The following is a 22,678-nucleotide window of genomic DNA, read 5'->3' on the forward strand; positions in this document are numbered from 1 at the left end:
GCCCGTCATCCGCCTGCCGGCAGCTTCTCCCTGTATAGTGACGGGGAGAAGGGGCCGGCCGCAACGTCGATGTTTTTGCAACGCTGGAGATTGGTAAAATCTTTTACGAACGCGTCTTTCTCCCTGCCACTTTACGGGGAGAAATACCGGGCAGGGCAACGAGGGGCAGCGTAAACTTGAAGCGATGTCCTGCGGCGTTCCATGTCGCGCTTTGGACGAACGAACACTACTCGATGTAGACGCTACAAAGGCGCATCACCCCTTGAGCATCGCCGCCACTTCCGGCGCGAAGTAGGTCAGGATGCCGTCGCAGCCGGCGCGCTTGAAGGCGAGCAGCGATTCCAGCATCGCCTTTTCGCCGTCGATCCAGCCATTGGCGGCGGCGGCCTTGATCATCGAATATTCGCCCGAGACCTGATAGGCGAAGGTCGGCATCTGCAACTCGACTTTCAGCCGGCGGATGATGTCGAGATAGGGCAGGCCGGGCTTGACCATCAGCATGTCGGCGCCCTCGGCCAGATCCTGCTCGGCCTCGCGCACCGCTTCGTCGGAATTGGCGTGATCGATATAATAGGTCTTCTTGTCGCCCTTGAGCAGGCCGGCGGTGCCGACCGCCTCACGGTAGGGGCCGTAAAAAGCGGATGCGAACTTGGTCGCATAGGACATGATCGCCACATCCTGAAACCCATTGGCGTCGAGCGCATCGCGGATGGCACCGATCCGGCCGTCCATCATGTCCGAGGGGGCAATGATGTCGGCCCCCGCCGCCGCCTGGATGACGGCCGCCGCCGTCACTTGCTCCACCGTTTCATCATTGACGATAATGCCCTCGCGCAAGATGCCGTCATGGCCATGCGAGGTGAACGGGTCAAGCGCCGCGTCGGTGATGATGCCGATCTCCGGCACCGCCCGCTTGATGGCGCGGGTGGCGCGGTTGATGATGTTTTCCGGATCGAGGATGTGCGAACCGGTCTGATCGCGCAGGCCGAGCTCCACATTGGGGAAAGTGGCGATCGCCGGAATGCCAAGCTTGGCCGCGCGCTCAGCCTCCTTGACGGCGAGGTCGAGCGACAGGCGGAACACGCCGGGCATGGCGGCGATCGGTTCGCGCACTTGTCTGCCGTCGACGACGAAGATCGGCCAAATCAGATCGTCGACCGAGAGCCGGTTCTCCTGGACAAGGCGGCGCGACCAATCGGCCTTGCGCATGCGCCGCAGACGCCGGCTGCCGGTGATCTCGTCGACGCTGCGCGCGCCGGCAGGCTTTGCAGGGGTGAATTTGTTCATCGCAAAAACTCCGGATCGGGCGGCTTTTACCACGAGCCTCCGCTGCTGACCAATGCGACACGATTGTGCCAGGGCCCTGTCGGGCGCTATTCTGGTTGGCCATTGCCCGACAGGATCTGCGCAGCACCCCGCATGGCGACGCGGAATGCCTCGTCGAAGCTGACGCCGCGCACTTGCCAATTGTAGCTCTTGCCATTCAAGGCAAGCCGCCAGTCGGCTATCCAGCCCAGTTCCTTGTCGCTCCAGACGATACTGCCGGCGAGCGCCTGGTCGGCTCCGGCCTTCCTGGCAAGCTGGTCCAGCGTCGTGATATCGGCATGGCGCAGGGCCTGGTCGTCAAGCTTCGAGGCCGACAGCAGTGACGCTTCGGGAAACACAATCGGCATGACCAGCGGACCGGTGGCATTGACGAAGGATTCGCGCATCGCCGCCCCGCGCTCATCGTCGGCGGTCAGCACGAACTGCCTTGTGCCTTGCTCCGCCGCCAGGAAAATTGCCAGGCGTGGCCGCTCGCCAAGCCATGGTTTGCTGCCAAGCGCGGCAAGCACCGGATCGATAACGTCAGGCCTGTACAGACAAGTGAGATCATGCGGCCGGTCATGGGTGCCTTGTTCGTCATGGATTGGAATGCCTTCGAGACGGTCGCGATAGCGGAATTCGGCAACGAAGCTGCCGGCCTTGTCGCGCAGCGCCGCCATCTCAGTTCTCTTCGGCAGCCGCTGATCGCCGGACACACGAACCAGCACCGCATCGAGGCAGGCCTTGAAGCCGATCTGCCTGTTGACCTCGCCCTGGCCGGTGACGATGGCCTGCGATTGATAGAGCTCGTCGACGGTTTCGGCCGATACGGGAGGAGTGTTCGCAGCGATCAGGCCGACCACCATAACAGCAAGGCGCGGCAACCAAGGCATGGTTCAACCTTCCGGTTCAAAGCGCCAGCATTAGCACTGGGTGACGCCGACGACCATGCAGCGGATTGGCCGCCGCCATTGACGCGGCCATGCGCCACGCTTTAGCACTTCACTCCCGGCGGGCGCGGGGAGGGATTCTCTGGCGATGGATTTTGGCGGAGGCGACGAGATTCGCTTCGAAAGATTGGGCAGGGCTGGCGTCGTCACGCTGACGCGGCCGCAGGCGCTCAATGCCGTAACCCACCGCATGGTCAAGGCGCTGGACAAGGCGCTGCGCAGTTGGGAGCGCGACGACGGCGTCGACGTTGTCGTCGTCAAGGCCGAGGGCAGGGCATTTTCGGCGGGCGGCGACATCCTCCACATCTACGAAGCCGGCCGCGCAGGAAGGCCTCCGGTCGATTTCTTCGCCGATGAATACCGGCTGAACGCCCGCATCGCCCGCTTCAAGAAACCCTATGTCGCGGTGATCGACGGCATCGTCATGGGCGGCGGCGTAGGTATCTCCTTCCATGGTTCACAGCGAGTGCTGACCGAGAACGCCCAGTTTGCCATGCCCGAGGTCGGCATCGGCTTTTTCCCGGATGTCGGCGCCAGCCATCTGTTGCCGGATCTCGGCGGCAGCTTCGGCATGTATCTGGCGCTGACCGGCAACCGCATCCGCTATGGCGATGCTTTGTGCTCGGGCCTCGCCACCCATACGATCAAGGCGGAGGACCAGGCCGGCTTCCTCGACCGTCTGGCGGAAAGCGGCGACCCGGAATCGGTGCTGCGCGGCTGCTTCATCCCGGCCAGGCGCGAGACCGACAGGCCGACGCTGGAAGCCATCGCCCGGCATTTCGCGCAGCCGTCGCTGGCCGATATCGTCGCCAGTCTGGAGCGGGCAGCCGCTGCCGACGAGTTCGCGGCGAAGACGCTGGCCACCATCCGCACACGTTCACCGACCAGCCTGCATGTTGCATGGCGCCAGATTAGCGCCGGGCAGACGTTGTCGATGGACGAGTGCATGAAAATGGAGTTCCGTATCCTCAACCGCATGCTTGCCGGGCACGACTTCTATGAAGGTATCCGCGCCGCCATCATCGATAAAGGCTCGACGCCGCAATGGCGGCCGGCAGGTATCGATGACGTCAGCGCCGCCAACGTCGACGCCTATTTCGCACCGCTCGGCGAACGGGAACTGAAGCTGTGAGCGAGGTCGCCTCGAGACGCGTGGTGCTGCAGCCCTCGACGATCGAGGTCATCTTCGCCTGGTTCCAGCGCGTCATCGCCGGCTACTGTCTGCTGTTCGGCATCTTGTACTGGATCCGGCTGATCGGCGTTTACCCCGGCCCGTTGTGGCGCTTCGACCTGATGCCGGTACACTGGCAGGTGGCGGCGGTGGTGCTGGCGGTGTTTTTTCCGTTCGCTGCCGCCGGCCTGTGGATGCTGGCGTCCTGGGGGCCGGTGATCTGGTTCATCTGCGCGGTGACCGAGTGCGTCATGTATGCTGGCTTCCCCGAGTTGTTCGGCCACCGGCCGCTGATCGTCGCCTCGCACCTTGCGGTGGCGCTGCTCTACATAGTGTTCCGCGTGGTGATCTGGATCCAGAAGCGGCAACCCCGGCGATAGCAATTCCGGCCAGGATCGTTGGCTAAATCTTTAGGTTAATTATCCTTGCTCGGGTGACCGTCCGTTAAGCCTCTTTCGAAACCCCTTACCGGTAAGCTCTTGTTAGCCTTGGCGTTTAAGTCGAATTTTATGAGTATTCGATAGTGTCGCGATCAAGGTGAAGAACAAAAAATCACCGGGCGACAAACGAGAGGCAAAGACAATGATCAATTCGCGTCCGGCGGCGAAGACCGCCAACGTATCCGATGACCGCCGCGAGGCGATCCGTTCGCTGTACATGGAATCGCTGCAGCTGGTCGAGCGGCTGCATCGCCGTCTGCTTGATGTGATCAAGGACGAATTCGACCGCAACGGTCGCTCCGACATCAACGCCATCCAGGCGCTGCTCCTGTTCAACATCGGCAATTCGGAGCTGACCGCCGGCGAACTGCGCTCGCGTGGCTACTATCTCGGCTCGAATGTCTCCTACAATCTGAAGAAGCTGGTCGATCTCGGCTTCATCAACCACCAGCGCTCGCGCATTGACCGCCGTTCGGTACGGGTTTCGCTGACGCCGAAGGGCAATGAGGTGGCGGAAGTCGTCGCCGGCCTCTACGAGCGCCATGTCGGTTCGATCGAGCAGGTTGGCGGCATCAATACGGAAGAGTTCAAGCAGATGAACCGCGCCCTGCAGCGCCTGGATCGGTTCTGGAACGATACCATCGCCTACCGGATGTAATCGCATCCGCCGCATCTAGATCTGAGGCTGGACTACGGAAGTGCTGCCGCGGAGTGGACCAAAGGCCGGTGCCGAAAAGCACCGGTCTTGCCGTTTCGTCAGGCCGGCCGATCCAAATTCGAGCAACAGCCACGTTGCCGCCATATTCCAATGGAACCGAAGATGCGGGTGATGCTGGGGCCAAAGCCGTGCATTTGTCCTGTGCTCAAGTCACTTCCCATGTGGTTTTACACCGAAGTGATGCGGGCCATGGTTGGCTAATTGTTAAGAAGCCAACTCTAGAGTGCGGGCGAGACCGCCCGGTGGGTTGAATTGTAGCAAGAATGTCTGGAACGTCCATGAGAACCAGTCGCCGTTTCTTCCTTTCAGGAGCCTCCGCGCTCGCAGCCGCAATGGTCGCCGGCCGCGCCAGTGCGCAGGATGTGATCGGGGATATCCTGAAATCCTCGGCGCGCGGCAATTGGGACGACCAATTCGATGCGCGTGCCAGCGAAGGCGGCAAGGTTGCCTCGACGCTGCCGATCTTCAGCCTGCAGACGGTGTCCTTCACCGAGCAGGCGATCATGCAGTATCAGAATATCGTCGCGCAAGGCGGCTGGGAGCAGGTTCCAGACACCAAGAAGCTGCAGCTTGGCGTCGAGGATCCCGATGTGGTGCCGCTGCGCAGGCGCTTGATGATATCGGGCGATCTGGCGCAGAGCGCCGGGCTCTCGGAAGCGTTCGATTCTTACGTCGACTCGGCGCTTAAGCGCTTCCAGTTGCGGCACGGCTTGCCGGCCGACGGAACCACGGGCAAATATACTTTCGCGGCAATGAACGTGTCGGCGCCGGTTCGGCTTGGTCAGCTCCAGACCAATCTGCAACGGCTGCGTGAGCGGGCCGGCACGCTTGGCAACCGCTATGTTCTGGTCGACATCCCGGCGGCGCAGATCGAGGCTGTCGAGAACGACCGCGTTGTGCTGCGCCACACCGCAATCGTCGGCAAGATCGATCGCCAGACGCCGATCGTCAATTCCAAGATCAACGAAATCATCGTCAATCCGTACTGGAACGCGCCGGTCTCGATCGTGCGCAAGGATATCATTCCGCTGATGCGGAAGGACCCCGACTATCTCAAGGATAGCCATATCCGCCTGTTTGCGCCGGACGGCAGCGAGGTCGACCCAATGACGGTCGACTGGTCGACCGATGATGCCGCCAAATACCGCTTCCGCCAGGATCCCGGTTCCGGCAACGCGATGGCCTCAGTCAAGATCAATTTTCCCAGCCCGGACGGCGTCTACATGCACGACACGCCGCAGCAGAGCCTGTTCGGCAAGCTGATGCGCTTCGATTCCTCTGGCTGCGTGCGGGTTCAGAACGTGCGCGACCTCGTCACCTGGATTCTGCGCGACACACCGGGCTGGGATCGCCAGCATTTCGAGGCGGCGATCAAGACCGGGGAGAACACGCCGGTGCAGGTCACCAATCCGGTGCCGGTTTATTTTCTCTACGTCTCGGCCTGGTCGACAGGGCCGGGCGTGGTCCAGTTCCGTGACGACATTTACGGCCTCGACGGGGCCAACGAGCTGCAGATCACATCCGCGCTCTAAGCAGCTGAGTTCATTTGCAAAAAGGCCGCCGGAAGGGCGGCCTTTTTCGTTGCCGGGGTCTTTCGCGGCAAGCTTTGCTGGACTGATTGCCGGCAAAGAACGCGCGGCGCTGTAGTCGGAAATCGCATCATGCATGTCGCAATGTTCATTCTGGTCGTGCTCATCTTCGTCGCCGTTTCGGGCGCGCTGGTCCGGCTGGTGCGGGTGCCGCTGCCGGTACTGCAGATCGCCATCGGCGCGGCACTGGCTTGGCCGGTGCGCGGAATGCATGTCGAGATCGATCCCGAGCTGTTCCTGCTGGTGTTCATCCCGCCGCTGCTGTTCAGCGACGCCTATGGTGCGCCCAAGCGCGAACTGATCGCGCTGCGCGGGCCGATCCTCGACCTCGCCATCGGGCTGGTCTTCTTCACCATTGTCGGCTTCGGCTACGCTTTGCACTGGCTTGTCCCGAGCATCCCGCTCGTCGTCGCTTTCGCACTTGCTGCGGTGCTGTCCCCGACGGATGCGGTGGCCGTCTCCTCGATCGTCGACAAGAGCCTGGTCCCGGCCCGGCTGATGCACATCCTGGAGGGCGAGGCGCTGCTCAACGATGCGTCGGGCCTCGTGATGTTCCGCTTTGCGGTGGCAGCTGCCTTGACCGGCAGCTTCTCCTTCGTCGCGGCATCCGTGACTTTCCTCTATGCCGTCGCTGCCGGCATCCTGGCCGGCGTGGCTGCCTTGTTCGTCGCCGCCAAGGTGCTGCAATTGCTGAACCGTATCGGCGGCGTGCCGTCCGAGGCGCAGGTGCTGGTCATGGTCCTGCTGCCGTTCATCGCCTATCTCGGCGCCGAGAATGTCGGCGCCTCGGGCATTCTGGCGGCGGTCACGGCCGGAGTGCTCACCGGCGGCTCCGGGATTTTCCGCTTTCTCGGCGTCTCGGCGCGCATACAGACCGTATCGCTGTGGACGACGCTATCCTTCGTCTTCAACGGCGCGCTGTTCATCCTGCTCGGGTTGCAGCTTCCCGACATCATCGGCAACGTGCCGTCTGAGCTCGGCAGCCGCTATCCGGTCATCCAGCCAATCGCCACGGTGGTCGCGCTGACACTATGCCTGATCGGGCTGCGCTTCCTGTGGATCTGGGTCGGCGACATCGCGACGCGCGTCTCAGCGCGATTACGCGAGCAGAAGGCCGAGCCGTTCGGGCTGCGCGTCCGGATCGCCGGCTCTGTTGCCGGCGTGCGCGGTGCCATCACGCTGGCCGGCATCCTGTCGCTGCCGCTCACCATGCCGAATGGTTCGCCCTTTCCGGCGCGCGACGTGGTGATCTTCCTCGCCGCAGGCGTCATCATCTGCTCATTGCTCATAGCCAGCCTTGCCTTGCCCAAGGTGGCACGGGGGCTGGTCGAGCCGGGCGAGGATCCTGGCGCTGCCGAGGAGCGTCTTGCGCGCGTGGGCGCGGCCAAGGCCGCCATCGCCCGCATCGAGAGCATGGCCGGCGCGACCGACGGCGATGAAGGGGAAATACCCGGCGCCCGGCTTGCCGCCGCCGACAGCATCGTCGCCGGTTACCGTCGCCGCATCGCTGCCTCCGACGAGGCCGACGAGGCGCGCGCCGAGGCCCGCGAGGCCGGACGGCTGGAGCTCGAATTGAGGCTGGCGGGCATTGAGGCCGAACGCGCAGCGGTTCGCGCAATGTTTCGCAGCGGCCAGATTAACGACCATACGATGCAGGCGCTGTTCACCGAGATCACGCTCACCGAGGCCCTGCTGAAGGGCCGGCAGGCAAGGAAATAGAGGCTGCCAGTCTCTCTGGCGCAATCCGGCCAGCAAATTTCGCGCTGCAAACGTGGCGGGCCGAAAGCAACTGTGTTAATGGCGCGACAGACCCCGAACCTTGAGGATTTCAGCCCATGGCAACAGCAGCGGCAGTGTCGAACAAATTCGAATCCTTTTTCGAAACCACGCTTGCCGATGCCGACCCCGAGATTTTCGGCGCAATCCGCAACGAACTCGGCCGCCAGCGCCACGAAATCGAGCTGATTGCCTCGGAAAATATCGTCTCGCGTGCCGTGCTCGAGGCACAGGGGTCGATCATGACCAACAAATATGCCGAGGGCTATCCGGGCAAGCGCTACTATGGCGGCTGCCAATTCGTCGATGTCGCCGAGGAACTGGCCATCGAACGCGCGAAAAAGCTGTTCGGCTGCAACTTCGCCAACGTCCAGCCGAATTCCGGTAGCCAGATGAACCAGGCGGTGTTCCTGGCGTTGCTGCAGCCCGGCGACACCTTCATGGGCCTCGACCTCAATTCCGGCGGACACCTGACACATGGCTCGCCGGTCAATATGAGCGGCAAATGGTTCAAGGTCGTCTCCTATGGCGTGCGCCGGGACGATCATCTGCTCGACATGGATGCGATCGAGAAGACCGCCCATGAGACCAGGCCGAAATTGATCCTGGCCGGCGGCACAGCCTATTCACGTGTCTGGGACTGGAAGCGTTTTCGCGAGATCGCCGATTCGATCGGTGCCTATCTGATGGTCGACATGGCCCACATCGCCGGCCTGGTCGCCGGCGGCATGCATCCGTCTCCGCTGCCGCATGCCCATGTGGTCACCACCACGACGCACAAATCGCTGCGCGGGCCGCGCGGCGGCATGATCCTTTGCAATGACGAGGATGTTGCCAAGAAGATGAATTCGGCCGTCTTCCCCGGCCTGCAGGGTGGACCGCTGATGCATGTGATCGCCGCCAAGGCGGTGGCTCTGGGCGAGGCGCTGAAGCCGAGCTTCAAGATCTATGCGGAGAGCGTCGTCGCCAATGCCAAGGCGCTGGCCTCCAGTCTGCAGGAAACCGGTCTCGACATCGTCTCCGGCGGCACCGACAACCATCTGATGTTGGTCGACCTGCGTCCCAAGAACGCCACCGGCAAGCGCGCCGAGGCTGCCCTTGGCCGCGCCAACATCACCTGCAACAAGAACGGCATCCCCTTCGATCCGGAAAAGCCTTTCGTGACATCGGGCGTTCGGCTCGGCACGCCGGCCGGCACCACGCGCGGCTTCGGTCAGGCCGAGTTCCGCGAGATCGGCAAGCTGATCGCTGAAGTGCTGGATGGACTGAAGGTCGCCAATTCCGACGAAGGCAATGCGGCCGTCGAGGCAACCGTGAAGGCCAAGGTGGCGGCATTGACGGATCGTTTTCCGCTTTACCCGTATCTTGGTTGACGCAGGGCGTCGGTCCCCAACTGTGACGGCGCCGATCAACTGGCCACGGCTGCATCTCGGAGACGCTTGATGATGATGCGAATTTTCCGTTTCACCAGTGTTGGCGCTGCCTTGCTCACCTTAGCCACCTCTCAGCTACTCGGCGCGGCCTTGGCGCAGACCGAGCCGACGCCGGCAGCACCCAAGACAGAGACCTTCGTCAGGTGGTCCACCACGGTGGACGAGGTCAACACCGGTGAGGACGTGCGCAAGACCTGCGCCGCCTCGACGGTCTTTTTCGACGCTAACGGCACCAGTGGCACCCTCACGCTGGCCATCTCGAATGGCGACGTACTGCCACCCGAGGGCTATCCGAGCCTCATCATCGCCGTGAGAAACAGTGACTTGCCCAAGGGGGACAACATCCCGGCGGTGTTCCGTGACGTCAACGACAAGATCAAGGCTGGTTTTCATATTATCGCCGACGGACAGTGGATGATGGACAACAAACCCGAGACCACGCTTGCCATACTGCGTGCCATGCGCCGTACCAGCGCCCTCGATGTCAGCTTCGCCGACAAGCCGGTCGCGACTATATCGATGGACGGCTTCACCAAGGCCTATCGCTATCTCGGCACGTCCTGCGGCTTCCCGACCGGCGACGTCGCTCCCTGATTGGCGTATTGCCGTCCAACTGATTGCCGCTCTCGCAATTTTCCTCGTGCCTCGCTATCTCTGAGGCGCGATCGGTCATCGGCCATACTTTGCCATCGTGGCAAAAACCTCTAAGCCGTTCGCACTACGAGAATCGCGAACCGAAGGCTCTCCATGCGCTGTCCCTACTGTCAGTCCGAAGATACGCAGGTGAAGGATTCGCGCCCTGCCGAAGACGGTGCAGCGATCCGCAGGCGGCGCGTCTGCCCGGATTGCGGCGGCCGCTTCACCACTTTCGAGCGCGTCCAATTGCGCGATCTCGTCGTGGTGAAGAAGTCTGGGCGCAAGGTGCCGTTCGACCGCGACAAGTTGCTGCGCTCAGTCGAGATCGCGGTACGCAAGCGCAATGTCGACCCGGAACGTATCGATCGGGCGGTGACCGGCATCGTGCGCCAGCTCGAAAGCTCGGGCGAGACCGAGGTGGCCTCGGGGGAAGTCGGCCGGCTGGTCATGGAGGCGCTTAAGTCGCTCGATGATGTCGCCTATGTGCGCTTTGCCTCCGTCTACCGCAATTTCCGCGAGGCCAAGGATTTCCACGACGTGTTGGGCGAACTCAAAGGCGACGAGCTCAAAGCCGACGAGCCCAGGGGCGAAGAGCTGAAGAGCGAAGAGGACGCCAGCTGAGCATGGCAGGGTCCGGACGCAGCACGGCTGAACAAGAGGTCCTCGATCGCCGCTATATGGCGGCAGCCCTCAGGCTGTCGCGCAAGAATGCCGGGCGGACCTCGACCAACCCTTCCGTCGGCACGCTGATCGTGCGCGATGACGGCGACGGGCCGATGATCGTCGGCAGCGGCGTCACCGCCGTCGGCGGCCGGCCGCATGCCGAGACCGAGGCTTTGGCAGAGGCCGGCGAACTGGCGCGCGGCGCCACCGCCTATGTAACGCTGGAGCCCTGCGCCCATCACGGCCGCACGCCGCCTTGCGCCAATGCGCTGGTCAGTGCCGGCGTGGCGCGTGTGGTCGGCGCTGCCAGCGATCCTGACCCGCGTGTTTCCGGCAAGGGCTATGCAATCTTGCGTGCCGCCGGCGTCGAAGTGGTGGAAAAAGTGTTGGCGGCCGAGGCTGCGGAGCAGATGGCCGGCTATTTAATTCGATCTCTGAAAAAACGCCCGGAAGTGATCCTGAAACTTGCGCTTTCGAGCGACAACAAGATCGGCGTCAAAGGCGAGGGACAGCTCTCCATCACCGGCGATATCGCCCGACGCGAAGTCTATCTGATGCGCGCCGAAGCCGATGGCATATTGATCGGCATCGGCACGGCACTGGAGGACGATCCGGCGCTCACGGTTCGGCTTCCGGGACTGGAGAGCCGTTCGCCGGCGCGCATCGTACTCGACCGTCAGATCAGGCTACCCGAGACCTCGAAACTGGTCGCCGGCGTCGATCGTGTGCCGCTCTATGTCGCTGCCTGCGCCGAGGCCGATCCGCACCGGCGCGCCGCGCTCGAACGTGCCGGCGTTCGCTTCATCGGTACTGAGACCTATGAAGGCGATATTGCGCTGCCGGAACTGCTCGAGGATCTGGCGGCGCTCGGCATGGCAAGCGTCCTGGTCGAGGGCGGCGCGAGGGTGGCCAAGGCGTTCCTCGACGAACAACTGGTCGATCGTATCGTGCTGTTTCAGGGGCCGGACGCGATCGGCGAGGGCGGCATTGTATCGCCGATCGATGCCAACAATATCCCGCCGGGATTTCGCAAATTGCGCAACATGCGTTTCGGCGAAGATACATATGCGGAATGGATAAGAGACATCTAGGACCGACCTGATGTTCACGGGGCCAAACTAATGTTCACTGGAATCGTCACCGATGTCGGCACCGTCGCTGCCGTGAAGCCGCTCAGGGAAGGCGTCGGTTTGCGTATCGACACCGCTTACGATCCGCAGACCATTGCCATCGGTGCCTCGATTTCCTGTGGCGGCGTCTGCCTGACGGTGACGGGATTGCCGGAAGACGGCGCCAACGCACGCTGGTTCGAGGTCGAGGCCTGGGAAGAAGCACTCAGGCTGACGACCGCGATGGGCTGGAAATCCGGCACGCGCATCAACCTGGAGCGGGCGCTGAAGATCGGCGACGAGCTTGGCGGCCATCTAGTGTCCGGCCATGTCGACGACATGGCCGAGATCGTGGCGCGCAAGGAAGAGGGCGACGCCGTTCGCTTCACCCTGGAAGCACCGCGCGACCTGGCAAAATTCATCGCCCCCAAGGGCTCCGTCGCGCTCGACGGCACTTCGCTGACCGTCAACAAGGTCGAAGGCAGCCGCTTCGACGTGCTGTTGATCCACCACTCACTGACGGTCACCACCTGGGGCGAACGCCAGGTCGGCGATCGCGTCAATCTCGAGATCGACACCATGGCCCGCTATGCGGCGCGACTGGTGGAGGCGGCTAAAGAGGGGCTTTGAGGCGCTCGTCCATAAAGCCCATTCCCTGGTGCGACCGCCGCCGAGTTGGCCTTGAAAGTTCCTTCGGCAATCTTCCGCTTGCGATCAAACCGGCTTCGGCCTAAGTCACCGGCGATCCCCGGAGACATCTATGGCAGGCACATCCCAACACGGCAAAGCGTTCATCCGTCCGAAGAAGAAGGCCCACCTTCTTGTCATCGAGGCGCGCTTTCACGACGACCTTGCCGACGCGTTGCTCGAAGGCGCGACAAAGGCCCTCGAGGAAGCGGGCGCGACATACGATGTCGTCACCGTTCCGGGCTCGCTCGAAATCCCGGCGGTGATTTCCTTCGCGCTCGACGGTGCCTCCGAAGGCGGGACGAACTATGACGGCTTCGTCGCCCTCGGCACGGTGGTCCGCGGCGACACCTATCATTTCGATATCGTCGCCAATGAATCCAGCCGTGCCCTGATGGACCTGTCCGTGCAGGATGCGGTCTGCATCGGCAACGGCATCCTGACCACCGAAAACGACGAACAGGCCTGGACACGCGCCAGGCGTTCGGAAGGCGACAAGGGCGGCTTTGCGGCGCGTGCGGCGCTGACCATGATCGCTCTAAAGGAACAGCTGGGAGCGCCCTCGTGAGCGAACCCGCTTCGCCCGGCCAGCCCACGGTGCGCCACGCCAACAAGCGCGGTGCTGCCCGTCTGGCCGCCGTGCAGGCGCTCTACCAGATGGATGTCGCCGGCAGCGGCGTCTTCGAGATCACCGCCGAGTACGAGGCGTTCAGGCTCGGCAAGGAAGTCGACGGCGCGCTCTATCGCGAGGCCGACGCGCAATGGTTTCGCGCCATTCTTGCCGGCGTTGTCGAGCACCAGAAGACCATCGATCCAGTCATCCGACAGGCGCTGACCGAGGACTGGCCTCTGTCGAGGCTCGATTCCACATTGCGCGCCATATTGCGCGCCGGCGTCTACGAGCTGATGCAGCGCGAGGACGTGCCGGTGGCGGTTATCGTCTCCGAATATGTCGACATCGCCAAGGCATTTTACGAGGAAGACGAGCCGAAACTGGTCAATGCGGTGCTTGATCGCGTGTCGCGCCGGGTGCGTGGCGAGGGCCGCGGCAAGGACGCCTCATGACTGCTATCGTCGCCGTTGGGGCGGGCAAGGAAGCGCGTCGCACCGCCTTCATCCTCGCAGCCTCGCAGGCGATCATCGGCTCGGCCGCACCCATCGCCATTTCCATGGGCGGATTGGCGGGGCAGTACCTGCTCGATGCTGACAAGTCGCTGGCAACCGCGCCGATCACCGGTTTCAATGTCGGCGTGGCGCTCGGTTCCTTGCCGGCCGCGGCGATCATCCGCCGGCTCGGCCAGCGCGACGGCTTCATGACCGGCACAGCGGTCACGGCGCTTGGCGGGCTGGTCGCCACGCTGGCGCTGTTTCATGCCAGCTTCTGGCTATTCGCTTTCGGCTTGGCCGTGATCGGCATCGGAGGCGCCTTCGTCCAGCAGTTCCGCTTTGCCGCCGCCGACAATGCGCCGCCTGAATTCAAGGCGCGCGCCATCTCCTTCGTGCTGGCCGGCGGCATCGTCACCGCCATCCTTGGACCGCAGATCGTCATCTTCACCGGCGACCTGTTCTCGCCGGTGAAGTTTGCCGGCTCGTTTGCGTCCATCCTGGTGCTGGCGGCGGTCGGCGCCGCCATTCTCTCTTTGTTGCGCATCCCGGCCAAGGCAACCGACAAGGTGGAAATCGCCGACAGCGACGCCCGGCCGCTCTCGGAAATCGTCACCAGGCCGCGCTTCGTCGCAGCGCTGTTTTGCGCCGTCGGCAGCTACGCGCTGATGAGCTTCGTCATGACGGGCGCGCCGCTGGCCATGGTCGGCTGCGGCCTTTCGACCGACGACGCCACGCTCGGCATTTCCTGGCATGTGATGGCGATGTTCGCGCCGAGCTTCTTCACGGGGTCGCTGATCTATCGCTTCGGCGCTGAGCGGATCGTGGCGATCGGCCTGGTGCTGCTGATTGGCTGCGCCACAGTGGCGCTGTCAGGGTTGGCACTGTGGCAGTTCTGGACGGCGCTGATCCTGCTCGGCCTTGGCTGGAACTTCAGCTTCATCGGTGCCACCGCCATGGTGGCCGACAGCTACCAGTCATCCGAAAAAGGCAAGGTCCAGGGGTTTCACGATTTCGTCCTGTTCGGCTCCGTCGCCTTCGCCTCGCTGATGTCGGGGGCGGTCTACAATGCCTGGGGCTGGGAGATGTTGAACTGGATGATTTTCCCGGTCGTCGTGCTGTGCTTCGTGGCACTGGGCGTGTTGAAGATGACGGGCTTGCGCGCGGCCAGCTGACGTCACGCTGTCGGGACGAGGCAACGGCGGAGTCACTCGCATCCGAACAAAATTATTGCGCCCATCCCCTTTCTTATGAAACCGTGTACCCCGACGGGGCATCGAAGCCATGCTCATATGCGGCAGCCGTATTCCGGTTCACAGCAAGGGATTTGTGAGATGTTTTCAATCAAGGTTCTGGCCGGCGCTGTACTGGCGCTCGGAGTTGCGTTGGCCTCGGCGAGTGCCCAGGTGGTGGTGTCGTCGAAGATCGACACCGAGGGCGGCGTGCTCGGCAATATCATCCAACTGGTGCTGAACGCCAACGATATCCAGACCACCGACCGCATCCAACTCGGCGGCACACCTGTGGTGCGCAAGGCGATTACAGCCGGCGAGATAGACATCTATCCGGAATACACCGGCAACGCCGCCTTCTTCTTCGAGAAGGCCGATGATCCGGTGTGGAAAGACGCCGCCAAGGCCTACGAGACTGCCAAGAAGCTCGACTACGACGCCAACAAGATCGTCTGGCTGTCACCGTCACCGGCGAACAATACCTGGGCGATCGCCCTGCGCAAGGAGGTCGCCGATACCAATAAGCTCGTCACCCTTTCCGACTTCGGCAAATATGTCTCGGGCGGCGGCAAGGTGGTGCTGGCGGCCTCCGCCGAGTTCGTCAATTCGGCGGCCGCGCTGCCCGCTTTCCAGAAGACCTATGGCTTCACGCTGAAGCCGGACCAGTTGATCACGCTGTCGGGCGGCGACACGGCGGCGACAATTGCCGCCGCAGCCAACCAGACCAACGGCGCCAACGCCGCCATGGTCTATGGCACCGACGGCGGCATCGCGCCCTCCGGCCTCGTCGTGCTTGAGGACGACAAGGGTGTGCAGCCGGTCTACCAGCCGGCGCCGATCATCCGCGAGGCGGTGCTGAAGGAGCATCCGGAGATCGAGACGCTGCTGAAGCCGGTGTTCGCCAAGCTCGATCTCGTCACGTTGCAGGAGTTGAATGGTCGCGTGCAGGTTGGCGGCGAGCCGGTCAAGGGCGTCGCCGAGGACTTTTTGAAAAAGAACGGCTTCCTGAAGTAAGGCGATTCCGGCGCTCCGCTTTCGAGGTGCGCCGGATCGGCCGATGGGGGAGGGCGTGCGCATCCGGTTCGACAAGCTCGGCGTGGTCATCGCGGCGATATCGGCCTATGCGGCTTTTGCGGCGCCATTCGCCACCTTCCGCGCCAATCGCATCGTACCCGGCGAGGCGCGCTCGATCCTCGAATCTTTGCCTGCGACGGTCGGTCCGCTGTTGATGGCGATTGTCGTCGCAGCGGCGCTCATTGCGCTGCTGAAAACGCCGCTTGCTCTGCGCCTCGCCGCCAGTGTGGTTGCGCTTGCAGCGCTGGCGCTGCTGATCGGCGTCGCCGGCAGTTTCCTGACACCCGCCGGCAACACCTTCGCCCGTATCTCGCCGGCTTCGGGCTTTTGGCTGCTTATCTTCGCCTTCACGCTTCTGCTCGCCGACGTGCTTACGCGGCTGAACCTGTCGCCGCAGGCACGCATCGGCGTGCTTGTTGTCGCCGCCGCGGCGATCGGGCTGCTGCTCGTCTCGGGAAGCTGGAACAGCCTGTCGATCCTCAAGGAATATTTCAATCGCGCTGATAGTTTTTGGGCGGAAGGCTCCAAGCACGTGACGCTGGCGCTGGGTTCGCTGGCGGCTGCGGTGATTATCGGCCTGCCGCTCGGCATCCTCTGCCATCGCGTCGAGAAATTGCGGGCCGGCGTGCTCAACGTGCTGAACATCATCCAGACCATTCCTTCGATCGCGCTGTTCGGCCTCTTGATCGCACCACTCGGCTGGGTCGCTTCGCATGTGCCGGGTGCTGCCGCGCTCGGCATTCGCGGCATCGGCACAGCGCCGGCTTTCGTCGCTTTGTTCCTCTATTCACTGTTGCCGGTAGTGGCCAACACCGTGGTCGGCCTTGCCGGTGTGCCGCGTGCCGCCAACGACGCAGCGCGCGGCATGGGCATGACCGACCGCCAGCGGCTGTTCGGCGTCGAGTTTCCGCTGGCCTTCCCGGTGATCCTCACCGGCATCCGCATCGTGCTGGTGCAGAATATCGGCCTCGCCACGATTGCCGCGTTGATCGGCGGCGGCGGCTTTGGCGTGTTCGTATTCCAAGGGGTCGGCCAGACGGCGATGGACCTGGTGCTGCTCGGTGCTGTTCCGACGGTGGTGCTGGCCTTCGCCGCTGCCATCATCCTCGATGCAGTGATCGAAATGAGCGCAAGCAAGCGCAGGGTTGAGACGGCATGATCGAGATCGAAGGCATCACCAAGCGCTACGGCGAGACGACAGTCGTCGACGACGTGTCGATAGTAATCGAGCCGCGCAGCATCGCCGTCATCGTCGGCACCTCCGGCTCCGGCAAGACGACGCTGCTTCGCATGATAAACCGGCTGGTCGAGCCGACATCGGGCGTGATCAAGCTCGACGGCGTCGACAACCGCTCGGTCCCGGATTATGAGCTGCGCCGCAGCATCGGCTATGCCATCCAGGGCCACGGGCTGTTTCCGCATCGCACGGTGGCGCAGAACATCGCCACTGTGCCGGTATTGCTCGGCTGGGACGCCAACCGCATCAAGGCCCGCGTCGACGAGCTGATGACGCTATACCAGCTCGACCCGCAAGCCTACGGGCCACGCTATCCGCATGAGCTTTCCGGCGGTCAGCAGCAGCGCGTCGGCGTCGCCCGGGCGCTTGCCGCGGAACCCAACGTGCTGTTGATGGATGAGCCGTTCGGCGCGCTCGATCCGATCATCCGCAACAAGGCGCAGGAGGATCTGCTGGCGATCCAGAAACGCTTCGGCACCACCATCATCCTCGTCACCCATGACATGGAAGAGGCCGTTCACATGGGCGACAAGATCGCGGTGATGGATGGCGGCAAAGTAGTGCAATATGCCGCGCCGGCCGAGATACTGGCGAAACCGGCCAGCGCGTTTGTCGAGACCCTGGTTGGCGCCAGTGAAAAACCGTTCCGGCTGTTGTCGCTTGGCCGGGTGCGCGACGCGGTGGAAAAAGGCACGGCCGAAGGCGAGGCGATCCCCGGTGACGCCAGCCAACGCGACGCGCTCGCCGAACTCCTGTGGTCGGGCCGCCCGGCACTTCCGGTGAAAGATACCGACGGCAAGCCACTTGGCCGCGTCACTGTGGACGGGCTGGTTAAGCGAGCGGCGAGGCCGGCATGAAAGCCTGGCTTCCCTTGCTGCTCAGGCTTGCCCTGGTGGTGGTGCTTATTGCCTTCGTCACCAATCCCGGCTGGTTCGAACCGCTGCTGAAGCCGCTGACAGAGAACAACGCGCCGGTAATCTACAATCAGGGCAGCCTTTTGACGTTGACGCTGCTGCATCTGCGGACCGTGCTGATCGCGACCGTTGCCGCGACGGTCGTTGCGGTCGCGCTGGCCATTCTGGTCACCAGGCCAGCCGGCGCCGAATTCCTGCCGCTGTCGCGCAGCCTGGTCAATATCGGCCAGACCTTTCCGCCGGTGGCGGTGCTGGCGCTTGCCGTGCCGGCCGTCGGCTTCGGCGAAAAGCCGACGCTGATTGCGCTGTTTCTCTACGGACTGCTGCCGATCTTCGAGAATGCGCTGACCGGCCTGACGACGCTGCCGGCCAACGTAGTCGAGGCGGCGCGTGGCGCCGGCATGACCGGTTGGCAAAGACTGGTCAAGGTCGAGCTGCCGCTCAGCGCGCCGATCATTCTCGGTGGTATCCGGCTGTCGGTGGTGATCAGCCTCGCCACCGCGACCATCGGCTCGACGGTAGCGGCGAGGACACTGGGCGAGGTGATCATCGCAGGCCTGCTGTCGAACAACCTCGCCTTCATCCTGCAGGGTGGCCTGATCGTCGCCGCCCTTGCCGTGCTGATCTATGACGGGCTGTCGGCGGTCGAGCGCTACACCGCCCGGCGCATGGGACGCGAGCCCGAGTAGCGTCTCGGGGCGAAGTTCGCTCTTTTTTCAGTGGCCGGTCGACCGCGTCGGATGATCGAGCGTCAGTTCCAGCGTTGTGCCCGTCTCGCCGGTGATCCAGCGGCGGCGGATGATGGCGAAATCGTGCTGTGTGTCGGCTCTAACCACAGAGACCAAGTCGCCCACCGCGCAATCACTGTCGAGATCGAGGGCTTCGACAGTCTCGGCAATGTCTTGCTTGCCGGCATAATGTCTCGCGATGGCTGTGAGCACGATGATCACTGGCCCACCCGTTGCGCGATCTTCGGGACTCGGCGATTGATGAGTGCGATGCCCCGATCTTTCAGCAGGAGTTCTTGCCATGACCGCGCGTTTCTCCAAGATCGTCATGTGTTTGTGTCTGGCGGCTTTCGCCTTCCTCGTCGCCTTCGGCAACATCACCGATTACGGCTCAAACTTCGCCTTTGTCCAGCATGTGCTGAGCATGGATACGACCTTTCCCGGCAATGCACTGATGTACCGCTCGATCATCAACCCGTCGCTGTGGACGGCTGGCTACTGGCTGATCATCATTGGCGAGGCTCTGACCTGCCTGCTTTACCTAATCGCCGCCTGGCAACTCTGGCAGGCGCGCAACGCCAGCGGACAGGCTTTCAACGATGCCAAGAAGTTCGCCATCATTGCCGCCACAATGGGCTTCCTCGTTTGGTATTTCGGCTTCATGGTCGTTGGCGGCGAGTGGTTCGCCATGTGGCAGTCTTCGACTTGGAATGGTCAGGAGGCGGCGTTCAAATTTTACATCACCATGCTGCTGGTGCTGGTCTTCGTCGTCCAGCCGGACGGCGACCCGCGTCAAGCCTGACCACTGTTCGCCGATTTCAACCGATCTAACCGGATGGCAGTGTCGACAGGCGCTGCCGTCCAGCCTTTTGGGCGAAACCCGGGATCTTTTGGGCGAAAGCCGGACAGGAACGGAACAATATCTTGACGTTCCGAGCCCTGTTTCGCATAAGCCGCTGCGAAGGGACGGATTCCGGTTGCGGAAAATTCGTCCCCTGTCTCAACGGCCCGGGGAGGGGTTCTTTTGGGCCACCAATCGAGGAAAATTCGGCAATGACCATAATTTCAGCTGTCATCGCCTGCGGTCTGCTTTCAGTCCTTTACGCCATCTGGGCGACACGTTCGGTCCTCGCGGCCGATCAGGGCAATGCACGCATGCAGGAAATTTCCGCGGCCATCCGCGAAGGCGCTCAGGCTTATCTGGCGCGCCAGTACACCACCATCGCCATCGTCGGCGTCGTGGTCCTGCTGCTTGCCTGGTGGCTGCTTTCGATCACCGCCGCCATCGGCTTCCTGATCGGCGCCGTTCTATCGGGTGCCGCTGGCTTCATCGGCATGCACGTCTCGGTGCGCGCTAATGTGCGTACCGCGCAGGCGGCTTCCAACAGCCTCGCTGCCGGCCTCGAGATCGCCTTCAAGTCCGGCGCCATCACTGGCATGCTGGTTGCTGGCCTGGCCCTGCTCGGCGTCTCGATCTACTACCTGATCCTGACCCAGTTCATGGGTCTGCAGCCAAACGATCGCGTCGTCATCGACTCGCTTGTTTCGCTCGGCTTCGGCGCCTCGCTGATCTCGATCTTCGCCCGTCTCGGCGGCGGCATCTTCACAAAAGGCGCCGACGTCGGCGGCGATCTTGTCGGCAAGGTTGAAGCCGGCATTCCCGAGGACGATCCACGCAATCCGGCCACCATTGCCGACAATGTCGGCGACAATGTCGGCGATTGCGCCGGCATGGCCGCCGACCTGTTCGAGACCTATGCGGTGACCGTGGTCGCCACCATGGTCCTCGCCGCCATCTTCTTCGGTGGCACCGACGTTCTCGGCGCGGCCATGCTCTATCCGCTGGCCATCTGCGGCGCCTGCATTCTCACCTCGATCGTCGGCACTTTCTTCGTCAAGCTCGGTTCCAGCGGCTCGATCATGGGCGCGCTCTACAAGGGCCTGATCGTCACCGGCCTGCTGTCAATTGTCGGCCTTGCCGTGGCCACCTCGGCATGCATCGGCTGGGGTGAGATCGGCACCGTCGCCGGCATGACCATCACCGGCACGAACCTGTTCATCTGCGGCCTTGTCGGCCTTGCGGTGACCGGCCTCATCGTGGTGATCACCGAATATTATACCGGCACCAACAAGCGTCCGGTGAACTCCATCGCCCAGGCCTCGGTCACCGGTCACGGCACCAATGTCATCCAGGGCCTCGCGGTCTCGCTGGAAGCGACGGCGTTGCCGGCGATCGTCATCGTCGGCGGCATCATCTCGACATACCAGCTCGCCGGCCTCTACGGCACGGCGATCGCGGTGACGACGATGCTTGGCCTCGCCGGCATGATCGTCGCGCTCGATGCCTTCGGCCCGGTCACTGACAATGCCGGCGGCATTGCCGAAATGGCCGGCCTACCCAAGGAAGTGCGCCAGTCAACCGACGCGCTCGACGCTGTCGGCAACACCACCAAGGCGGTAACCAAGGGCTACGCCATCGGTTCGGCCGGCCTCGGCGCGCTGGTGCTGTTCGCGGCCTACTCTAACGACCTGAAGTTCTTTGCCGCCAATGGCGACAAATACCCCTACTTCCAGGGCATGGGCGACGTCTCCTTCGACCTCTCCAATCCTTACGTCGTCGCCGGCCTGATCTTCGGTGGCCTGATCCCGTATCTGTTCGGCGGCATCGCCATGACCGCCGTCGGCCGCGCCGCGGGTGCTATCGTCCAGGAGGTGCGCAAGCAGTTCCGGGAGGATCCGGGCATCATGGCAGGCACCTCGAAGCCGAACTATGCGCGCGCCGTCGACCTTCTGACCAAGGCAGCGATCCGGGAGATGATCGTTCCGTCATTGCTGCCGGTGCTGGCGCCGCTGGTGGTCTATTTCGGCGTCCTCCTGATCTCCGGTTCGAAGGCATCCGCCTTTGCCGCGCTTGGCGCCTCGCTGCTCGGCGTCATCGTCAACGGCCTGTTCGTCGCCATCTCGATGACCTCCGGCGGCGGCGCCTGGGACAACGCCAAGAAGTCGTTCGAAGATGGTTTCGTCGACAAGGACGGCCTCAAGCACATCAAGGGCTCCGAAGCGCACAAGGCTTCGGTGACCGGCGACACGGTCGGCGATCCCTACAAGGATACCGCCGGCCCAGCGGTCAACCCGGCGATCAAGATCACCAACATCGTCGCGCTGCTGTTACTGGCCGTTCTCGCGCACGGCTAAGCTCGGTCGCTATGGCCTTAAAACAAAACCCGCGGGATCGCTCCCGCGGGTTCTTCATTGCCTGAGATATGCCGCTTACAGGGAAGCGAAAGGAACGGAAGGAAGCCGACACCCTCGGGTGGATCAGCTGCCGCCGAGCGTGCTGCCGCCGCTGGCGCCGGGAATACCAGGCGCCAGCTTGCTGGCGCCACTGATGATCTGGCTGAGGAAGTTCTGGTCCTTGCCGCCGGTCGGCGTGGTGCGCGAGATGAAGTCGAACACCTTGCCGTCCTTCAAGCCGTAATTGGCGATCTGGGTGACGCGCCCGTCATCGCCAAAATAGACCGCCAGCACATGCTGGTCGACCAGCCGCGGCTTGTCGAAGGCGACATAGCGCTTGCGCGTCTGAGAAATGTAATAAAAGGCCTCGTTATCGAAGGTCGCCTTCGTCGAGGGAGTGCCGAGCGCCAGCAGCACCTGTTCGCGGCTTGAGCCGACCGGCACCAGGTCGATCGCCTGCTGGTCTATGACGTAGCCTTGCGTCAGCGTCTCGCTCGGATTGAGATCGCCGATCATCTTGGACGAATTGCAGGCGGAAAGTGCCGCAGCGATCACCAGCAGCGAAACCGCACCGCCGGGCCTGGGCAGGAAAGTCGACTTGAATTTCAGCGCGCGCAACTACAACTCCATAAGCTGGCCGCAACTTGCGCTGGGCCGCAAAACCGGTAAACCAGCTTG

Annotated in this window: 23 protein-coding genes; 19 read left to right on the forward strand and 4 right to left on the reverse strand. The window is 63.0% G+C overall.

Going from position 1 to position 22,678, the window contains the following annotated elements; genetic code table 11:
- Window positions 1–255: 255 nt before the first annotated feature.
- Together hemB and NKH41_RS12760 are read right to left on the reverse strand one after the other, a co-directional pair.
- Complete coding sequence (gene hemB, locus NKH41_RS12755; RefSeq protein WP_352542426.1) at window positions 256–1,287, reverse strand: porphobilinogen synthase; 1,032 nt, start codon at window positions 1,285–1,287, stop codon at window positions 256–258.
- Between the two features lie 86 nt (window positions 1,288–1,373).
- Window positions 1,374–2,198 (reverse strand): DUF8605 domain-containing protein, encoded by an 825-nt coding sequence (locus NKH41_RS12760; RefSeq protein WP_352932769.1) that lies wholly within the window; start codon window positions 2,196–2,198, stop codon window positions 1,374–1,376.
- Between the two features lie 145 nt (window positions 2,199–2,343).
- Between NKH41_RS12760 and NKH41_RS12765 the strand changes: the two genes are divergently transcribed.
- The 17 genes from NKH41_RS12765 to NKH41_RS12845 all read left to right on the forward strand — a co-directional run bounded on the left by NKH41_RS12765 (window position 2,344) and on the right by NKH41_RS12845 (window position 18,727).
- Window positions 2,344–3,387 carry an enoyl-CoA hydratase/isomerase family protein gene (locus NKH41_RS12765; RefSeq protein ID WP_352817666.1) on the forward strand — a complete coding sequence of 348 codons (1,044 nt, stop codon included), beginning with the start codon at window positions 2,344–2,346 and terminating at the stop codon, window positions 3,385–3,387.
- Window positions 3,384–3,806: a DUF6163 family protein gene (locus NKH41_RS12770; protein WP_352932772.1), complete on the forward strand. Its 423-nt coding sequence runs from the start codon at window positions 3,384–3,386 to the stop codon at window positions 3,804–3,806. The genes NKH41_RS12765 and NKH41_RS12770 overlap by 4 nt, the downstream gene beginning before the upstream one ends.
- A gap of 202 nt (window positions 3,807–4,008) precedes the next feature.
- Complete coding sequence (gene ldtR / locus NKH41_RS12775; protein ID WP_023674486.1) at window positions 4,009–4,524, forward strand: transcriptional regulator LdtR; 516 nt, start codon at window positions 4,009–4,011, stop codon at window positions 4,522–4,524.
- 338 nt (window positions 4,525–4,862) lie between these two features.
- A complete protein-coding gene (locus NKH41_RS12780) occupies window positions 4,863–6,116 on the forward strand; it encodes a L,D-transpeptidase family protein (RefSeq protein ID WP_352820055.1) in 1,254 nt (417 codons plus the stop codon).
- A 129-nt stretch (window positions 6,117–6,245) separates the two neighbouring features.
- A complete protein-coding gene (locus tag NKH41_RS12785) occupies window positions 6,246–7,892 on the forward strand; it encodes a Na+/H+ antiporter (RefSeq protein WP_352932775.1) in 1,647 nt (548 codons plus the stop codon).
- Window positions 7,893–8,008: 116 nt separating this feature from the next.
- Window positions 8,009–9,322, forward strand: coding sequence for a serine hydroxymethyltransferase (gene glyA / locus NKH41_RS12790; RefSeq protein WP_352932778.1), 1,314 nt, complete (start codon window positions 8,009–8,011; stop codon window positions 9,320–9,322).
- A gap of 69 nt (window positions 9,323–9,391) precedes the next feature.
- Window positions 9,392–9,976 (forward strand): invasion associated locus B family protein, encoded by a 585-nt coding sequence (locus tag NKH41_RS12795; protein ID WP_352932781.1) that lies wholly within the window; start codon window positions 9,392–9,394, stop codon window positions 9,974–9,976.
- A 153-nt stretch (window positions 9,977–10,129) separates the two neighbouring features.
- Complete coding sequence (gene nrdR, locus NKH41_RS12800) at window positions 10,130–10,639, forward strand: transcriptional regulator NrdR (protein WP_352472013.1); 510 nt, start codon at window positions 10,130–10,132, stop codon at window positions 10,637–10,639.
- A gap of 2 nt (window positions 10,640–10,641) precedes the next feature.
- A complete protein-coding gene (gene ribD, locus NKH41_RS12805; protein ID WP_352932784.1) occupies window positions 10,642–11,772 on the forward strand; it encodes a bifunctional diaminohydroxyphosphoribosylaminopyrimidine deaminase/5-amino-6-(5-phosphoribosylamino)uracil reductase RibD in 1,131 nt (376 codons plus the stop codon).
- A gap of 30 nt (window positions 11,773–11,802) precedes the next feature.
- The gene (locus NKH41_RS12810; protein WP_352766897.1) at window positions 11,803–12,420 is read left to right on the forward strand and encodes a riboflavin synthase; all 618 of its coding nucleotides are present in this window, start codon (window positions 11,803–11,805) and stop codon (window positions 12,418–12,420) included.
- A 130-nt stretch (window positions 12,421–12,550) separates the two neighbouring features.
- Window positions 12,551–13,045, forward strand: a complete 495-nt coding sequence (gene ribH, locus NKH41_RS12815; protein WP_023674495.1) for a 6,7-dimethyl-8-ribityllumazine synthase — start codon at window positions 12,551–12,553, stop codon at window positions 13,043–13,045.
- On the forward strand, window positions 13,042–13,542 hold the full coding sequence (gene nusB, locus NKH41_RS12820; protein WP_023674496.1) for a transcription antitermination factor NusB: 501 nt from the start codon (window positions 13,042–13,044) through the stop codon (window positions 13,540–13,542). The genes ribH and nusB overlap by 4 nt, the downstream gene beginning before the upstream one ends.
- On the forward strand, window positions 13,539–14,756 hold the full coding sequence (locus NKH41_RS12825; RefSeq protein ID WP_352501517.1) for an MFS transporter: 1,218 nt from the start codon (window positions 13,539–13,541) through the stop codon (window positions 14,754–14,756). Before nusB ends, NKH41_RS12825 begins: the two co-directional genes overlap by 4 nt.
- A 159-nt stretch (window positions 14,757–14,915) precedes the next feature.
- Window positions 14,916–15,827, forward strand: coding sequence for a glycine betaine ABC transporter substrate-binding protein OsmF (gene osmF / locus NKH41_RS12830; RefSeq protein ID WP_352682048.1), 912 nt, complete (start codon window positions 14,916–14,918; stop codon window positions 15,825–15,827).
- 43 nt (window positions 15,828–15,870) lie between these two features.
- Window positions 15,871–17,046, forward strand: coding sequence for an ABC transporter permease (locus NKH41_RS12835; RefSeq protein WP_352501519.1), 1,176 nt, complete (start codon window positions 15,871–15,873; stop codon window positions 17,044–17,046).
- Complete coding sequence (locus tag NKH41_RS12840; protein WP_352932789.1) at window positions 17,043–17,981, forward strand: ABC transporter ATP-binding protein; 939 nt, start codon at window positions 17,043–17,045, stop codon at window positions 17,979–17,981. Before NKH41_RS12835 ends, NKH41_RS12840 begins: the two co-directional genes overlap by 4 nt.
- The gene (locus NKH41_RS12845; RefSeq protein ID WP_352472006.1) at window positions 17,978–18,727 is read left to right on the forward strand and encodes an ABC transporter permease; all 750 of its coding nucleotides are present in this window, start codon (window positions 17,978–17,980) and stop codon (window positions 18,725–18,727) included. The genes NKH41_RS12840 and NKH41_RS12845 overlap by 4 nt, the downstream gene beginning before the upstream one ends.
- Before the next feature lie 27 nt (window positions 18,728–18,754).
- Here NKH41_RS12845 and NKH41_RS12850 read toward each other — a convergent pair whose 3' ends face one another.
- Entirely contained in the window at window positions 18,755–18,988 is a 234-nt protein-coding gene (locus NKH41_RS12850; RefSeq protein ID WP_023674502.1) for a hypothetical protein, read from the reverse strand.
- Window positions 18,989–19,067: 79 nt separating this feature from the next.
- Here NKH41_RS12850 and NKH41_RS12855 point away from each other — a divergent pair, with 79 nt between their 5' ends.
- Both NKH41_RS12855 and NKH41_RS12860 read left to right on the forward strand, forming a co-directional pair.
- Entirely contained in the window at window positions 19,068–19,568 is a 501-nt protein-coding gene (locus NKH41_RS12855) for a DUF2165 family protein (RefSeq protein WP_352932792.1), read from the forward strand.
- Between the two features lie 251 nt (window positions 19,569–19,819).
- On the forward strand, window positions 19,820–21,961 hold the full coding sequence (locus tag NKH41_RS12860; RefSeq protein ID WP_352501522.1) for a sodium-translocating pyrophosphatase: 2,142 nt from the start codon (window positions 19,820–19,822) through the stop codon (window positions 21,959–21,961).
- A 123-nt stretch (window positions 21,962–22,084) separates the two neighbouring features.
- Here the strand turns inward: NKH41_RS12860 and NKH41_RS12865 are convergent, their stop codons facing one another.
- Window positions 22,085–22,618, reverse strand: coding sequence for an outer membrane protein assembly factor BamE (locus NKH41_RS12865; protein WP_352682041.1), 534 nt, complete (start codon window positions 22,616–22,618; stop codon window positions 22,085–22,087).
- Between the last annotated feature and the right edge of the window lie 60 nt (window positions 22,619–22,678).

The sequence above is a fragment of the Mesorhizobium sp. M1169 genome (assembly GCF_040318345.1).
In the GTDB taxonomy this organism is placed as follows: domain Bacteria; phylum Pseudomonadota; class Alphaproteobacteria; order Rhizobiales; family Rhizobiaceae; genus Mesorhizobium.

Coding starts and splice junctions, on each gene's coding strand:
- hemB (WP_352542426.1), bottom strand. CDS start 1,287: ATGAACAAATTCACCCCTGCAAAGCCTGCCGGCGCGCGCAGCGTCGAC.
- NKH41_RS12760 (WP_352932769.1), bottom strand. CDS start 2,198: ATGCCTTGGTTGCCGCGCCTTGCTGTTATGGTGGTCGGCCTGATCGCT.
- NKH41_RS12765 (WP_352817666.1), top strand. CDS start 2,344: ATGGATTTTGGCGGAGGCGACGAGATTCGCTTCGAAAGATTGGGCAGG.
- ldtR (WP_023674486.1), top strand. CDS start 4,009: ATGATCAATTCGCGTCCGGCGGCGAAGACCGCCAACGTATCCGATGAC.
- NKH41_RS12780 (WP_352820055.1), top strand. CDS start 4,863: ATGAGAACCAGTCGCCGTTTCTTCCTTTCAGGAGCCTCCGCGCTCGCA.
- NKH41_RS12785 (WP_352932775.1), top strand. CDS start 6,246: ATGCATGTCGCAATGTTCATTCTGGTCGTGCTCATCTTCGTCGCCGTT.
- glyA (WP_352932778.1), top strand. CDS start 8,009: ATGGCAACAGCAGCGGCAGTGTCGAACAAATTCGAATCCTTTTTCGAA.
- NKH41_RS12795 (WP_352932781.1), top strand. CDS start 9,392: ATGATGATGCGAATTTTCCGTTTCACCAGTGTTGGCGCTGCCTTGCTC.
- nrdR (WP_352472013.1), top strand. CDS start 10,130: ATGCGCTGTCCCTACTGTCAGTCCGAAGATACGCAGGTGAAGGATTCG.
- ribD (WP_352932784.1), top strand. CDS start 10,642: ATGGCAGGGTCCGGACGCAGCACGGCTGAACAAGAGGTCCTCGATCGC.
- NKH41_RS12810 (WP_352766897.1), top strand. CDS start 11,803: ATGTTCACTGGAATCGTCACCGATGTCGGCACCGTCGCTGCCGTGAAG.
- ribH (WP_023674495.1), top strand. CDS start 12,551: ATGGCAGGCACATCCCAACACGGCAAAGCGTTCATCCGTCCGAAGAAG.
- NKH41_RS12825 (WP_352501517.1), top strand. CDS start 13,539: ATGACTGCTATCGTCGCCGTTGGGGCGGGCAAGGAAGCGCGTCGCACC.
- osmF (WP_352682048.1), top strand. CDS start 14,916: ATGTTTTCAATCAAGGTTCTGGCCGGCGCTGTACTGGCGCTCGGAGTT.
- NKH41_RS12835 (WP_352501519.1), top strand. CDS start 15,871: ATGGGGGAGGGCGTGCGCATCCGGTTCGACAAGCTCGGCGTGGTCATC.
- NKH41_RS12840 (WP_352932789.1), top strand. CDS start 17,043: ATGATCGAGATCGAAGGCATCACCAAGCGCTACGGCGAGACGACAGTC.
- NKH41_RS12845 (WP_352472006.1), top strand. CDS start 17,978: ATGAAAGCCTGGCTTCCCTTGCTGCTCAGGCTTGCCCTGGTGGTGGTG.
- NKH41_RS12855 (WP_352932792.1), top strand. CDS start 19,068: ATGACCGCGCGTTTCTCCAAGATCGTCATGTGTTTGTGTCTGGCGGCT.
- NKH41_RS12860 (WP_352501522.1), top strand. CDS start 19,820: ATGACCATAATTTCAGCTGTCATCGCCTGCGGTCTGCTTTCAGTCCTT.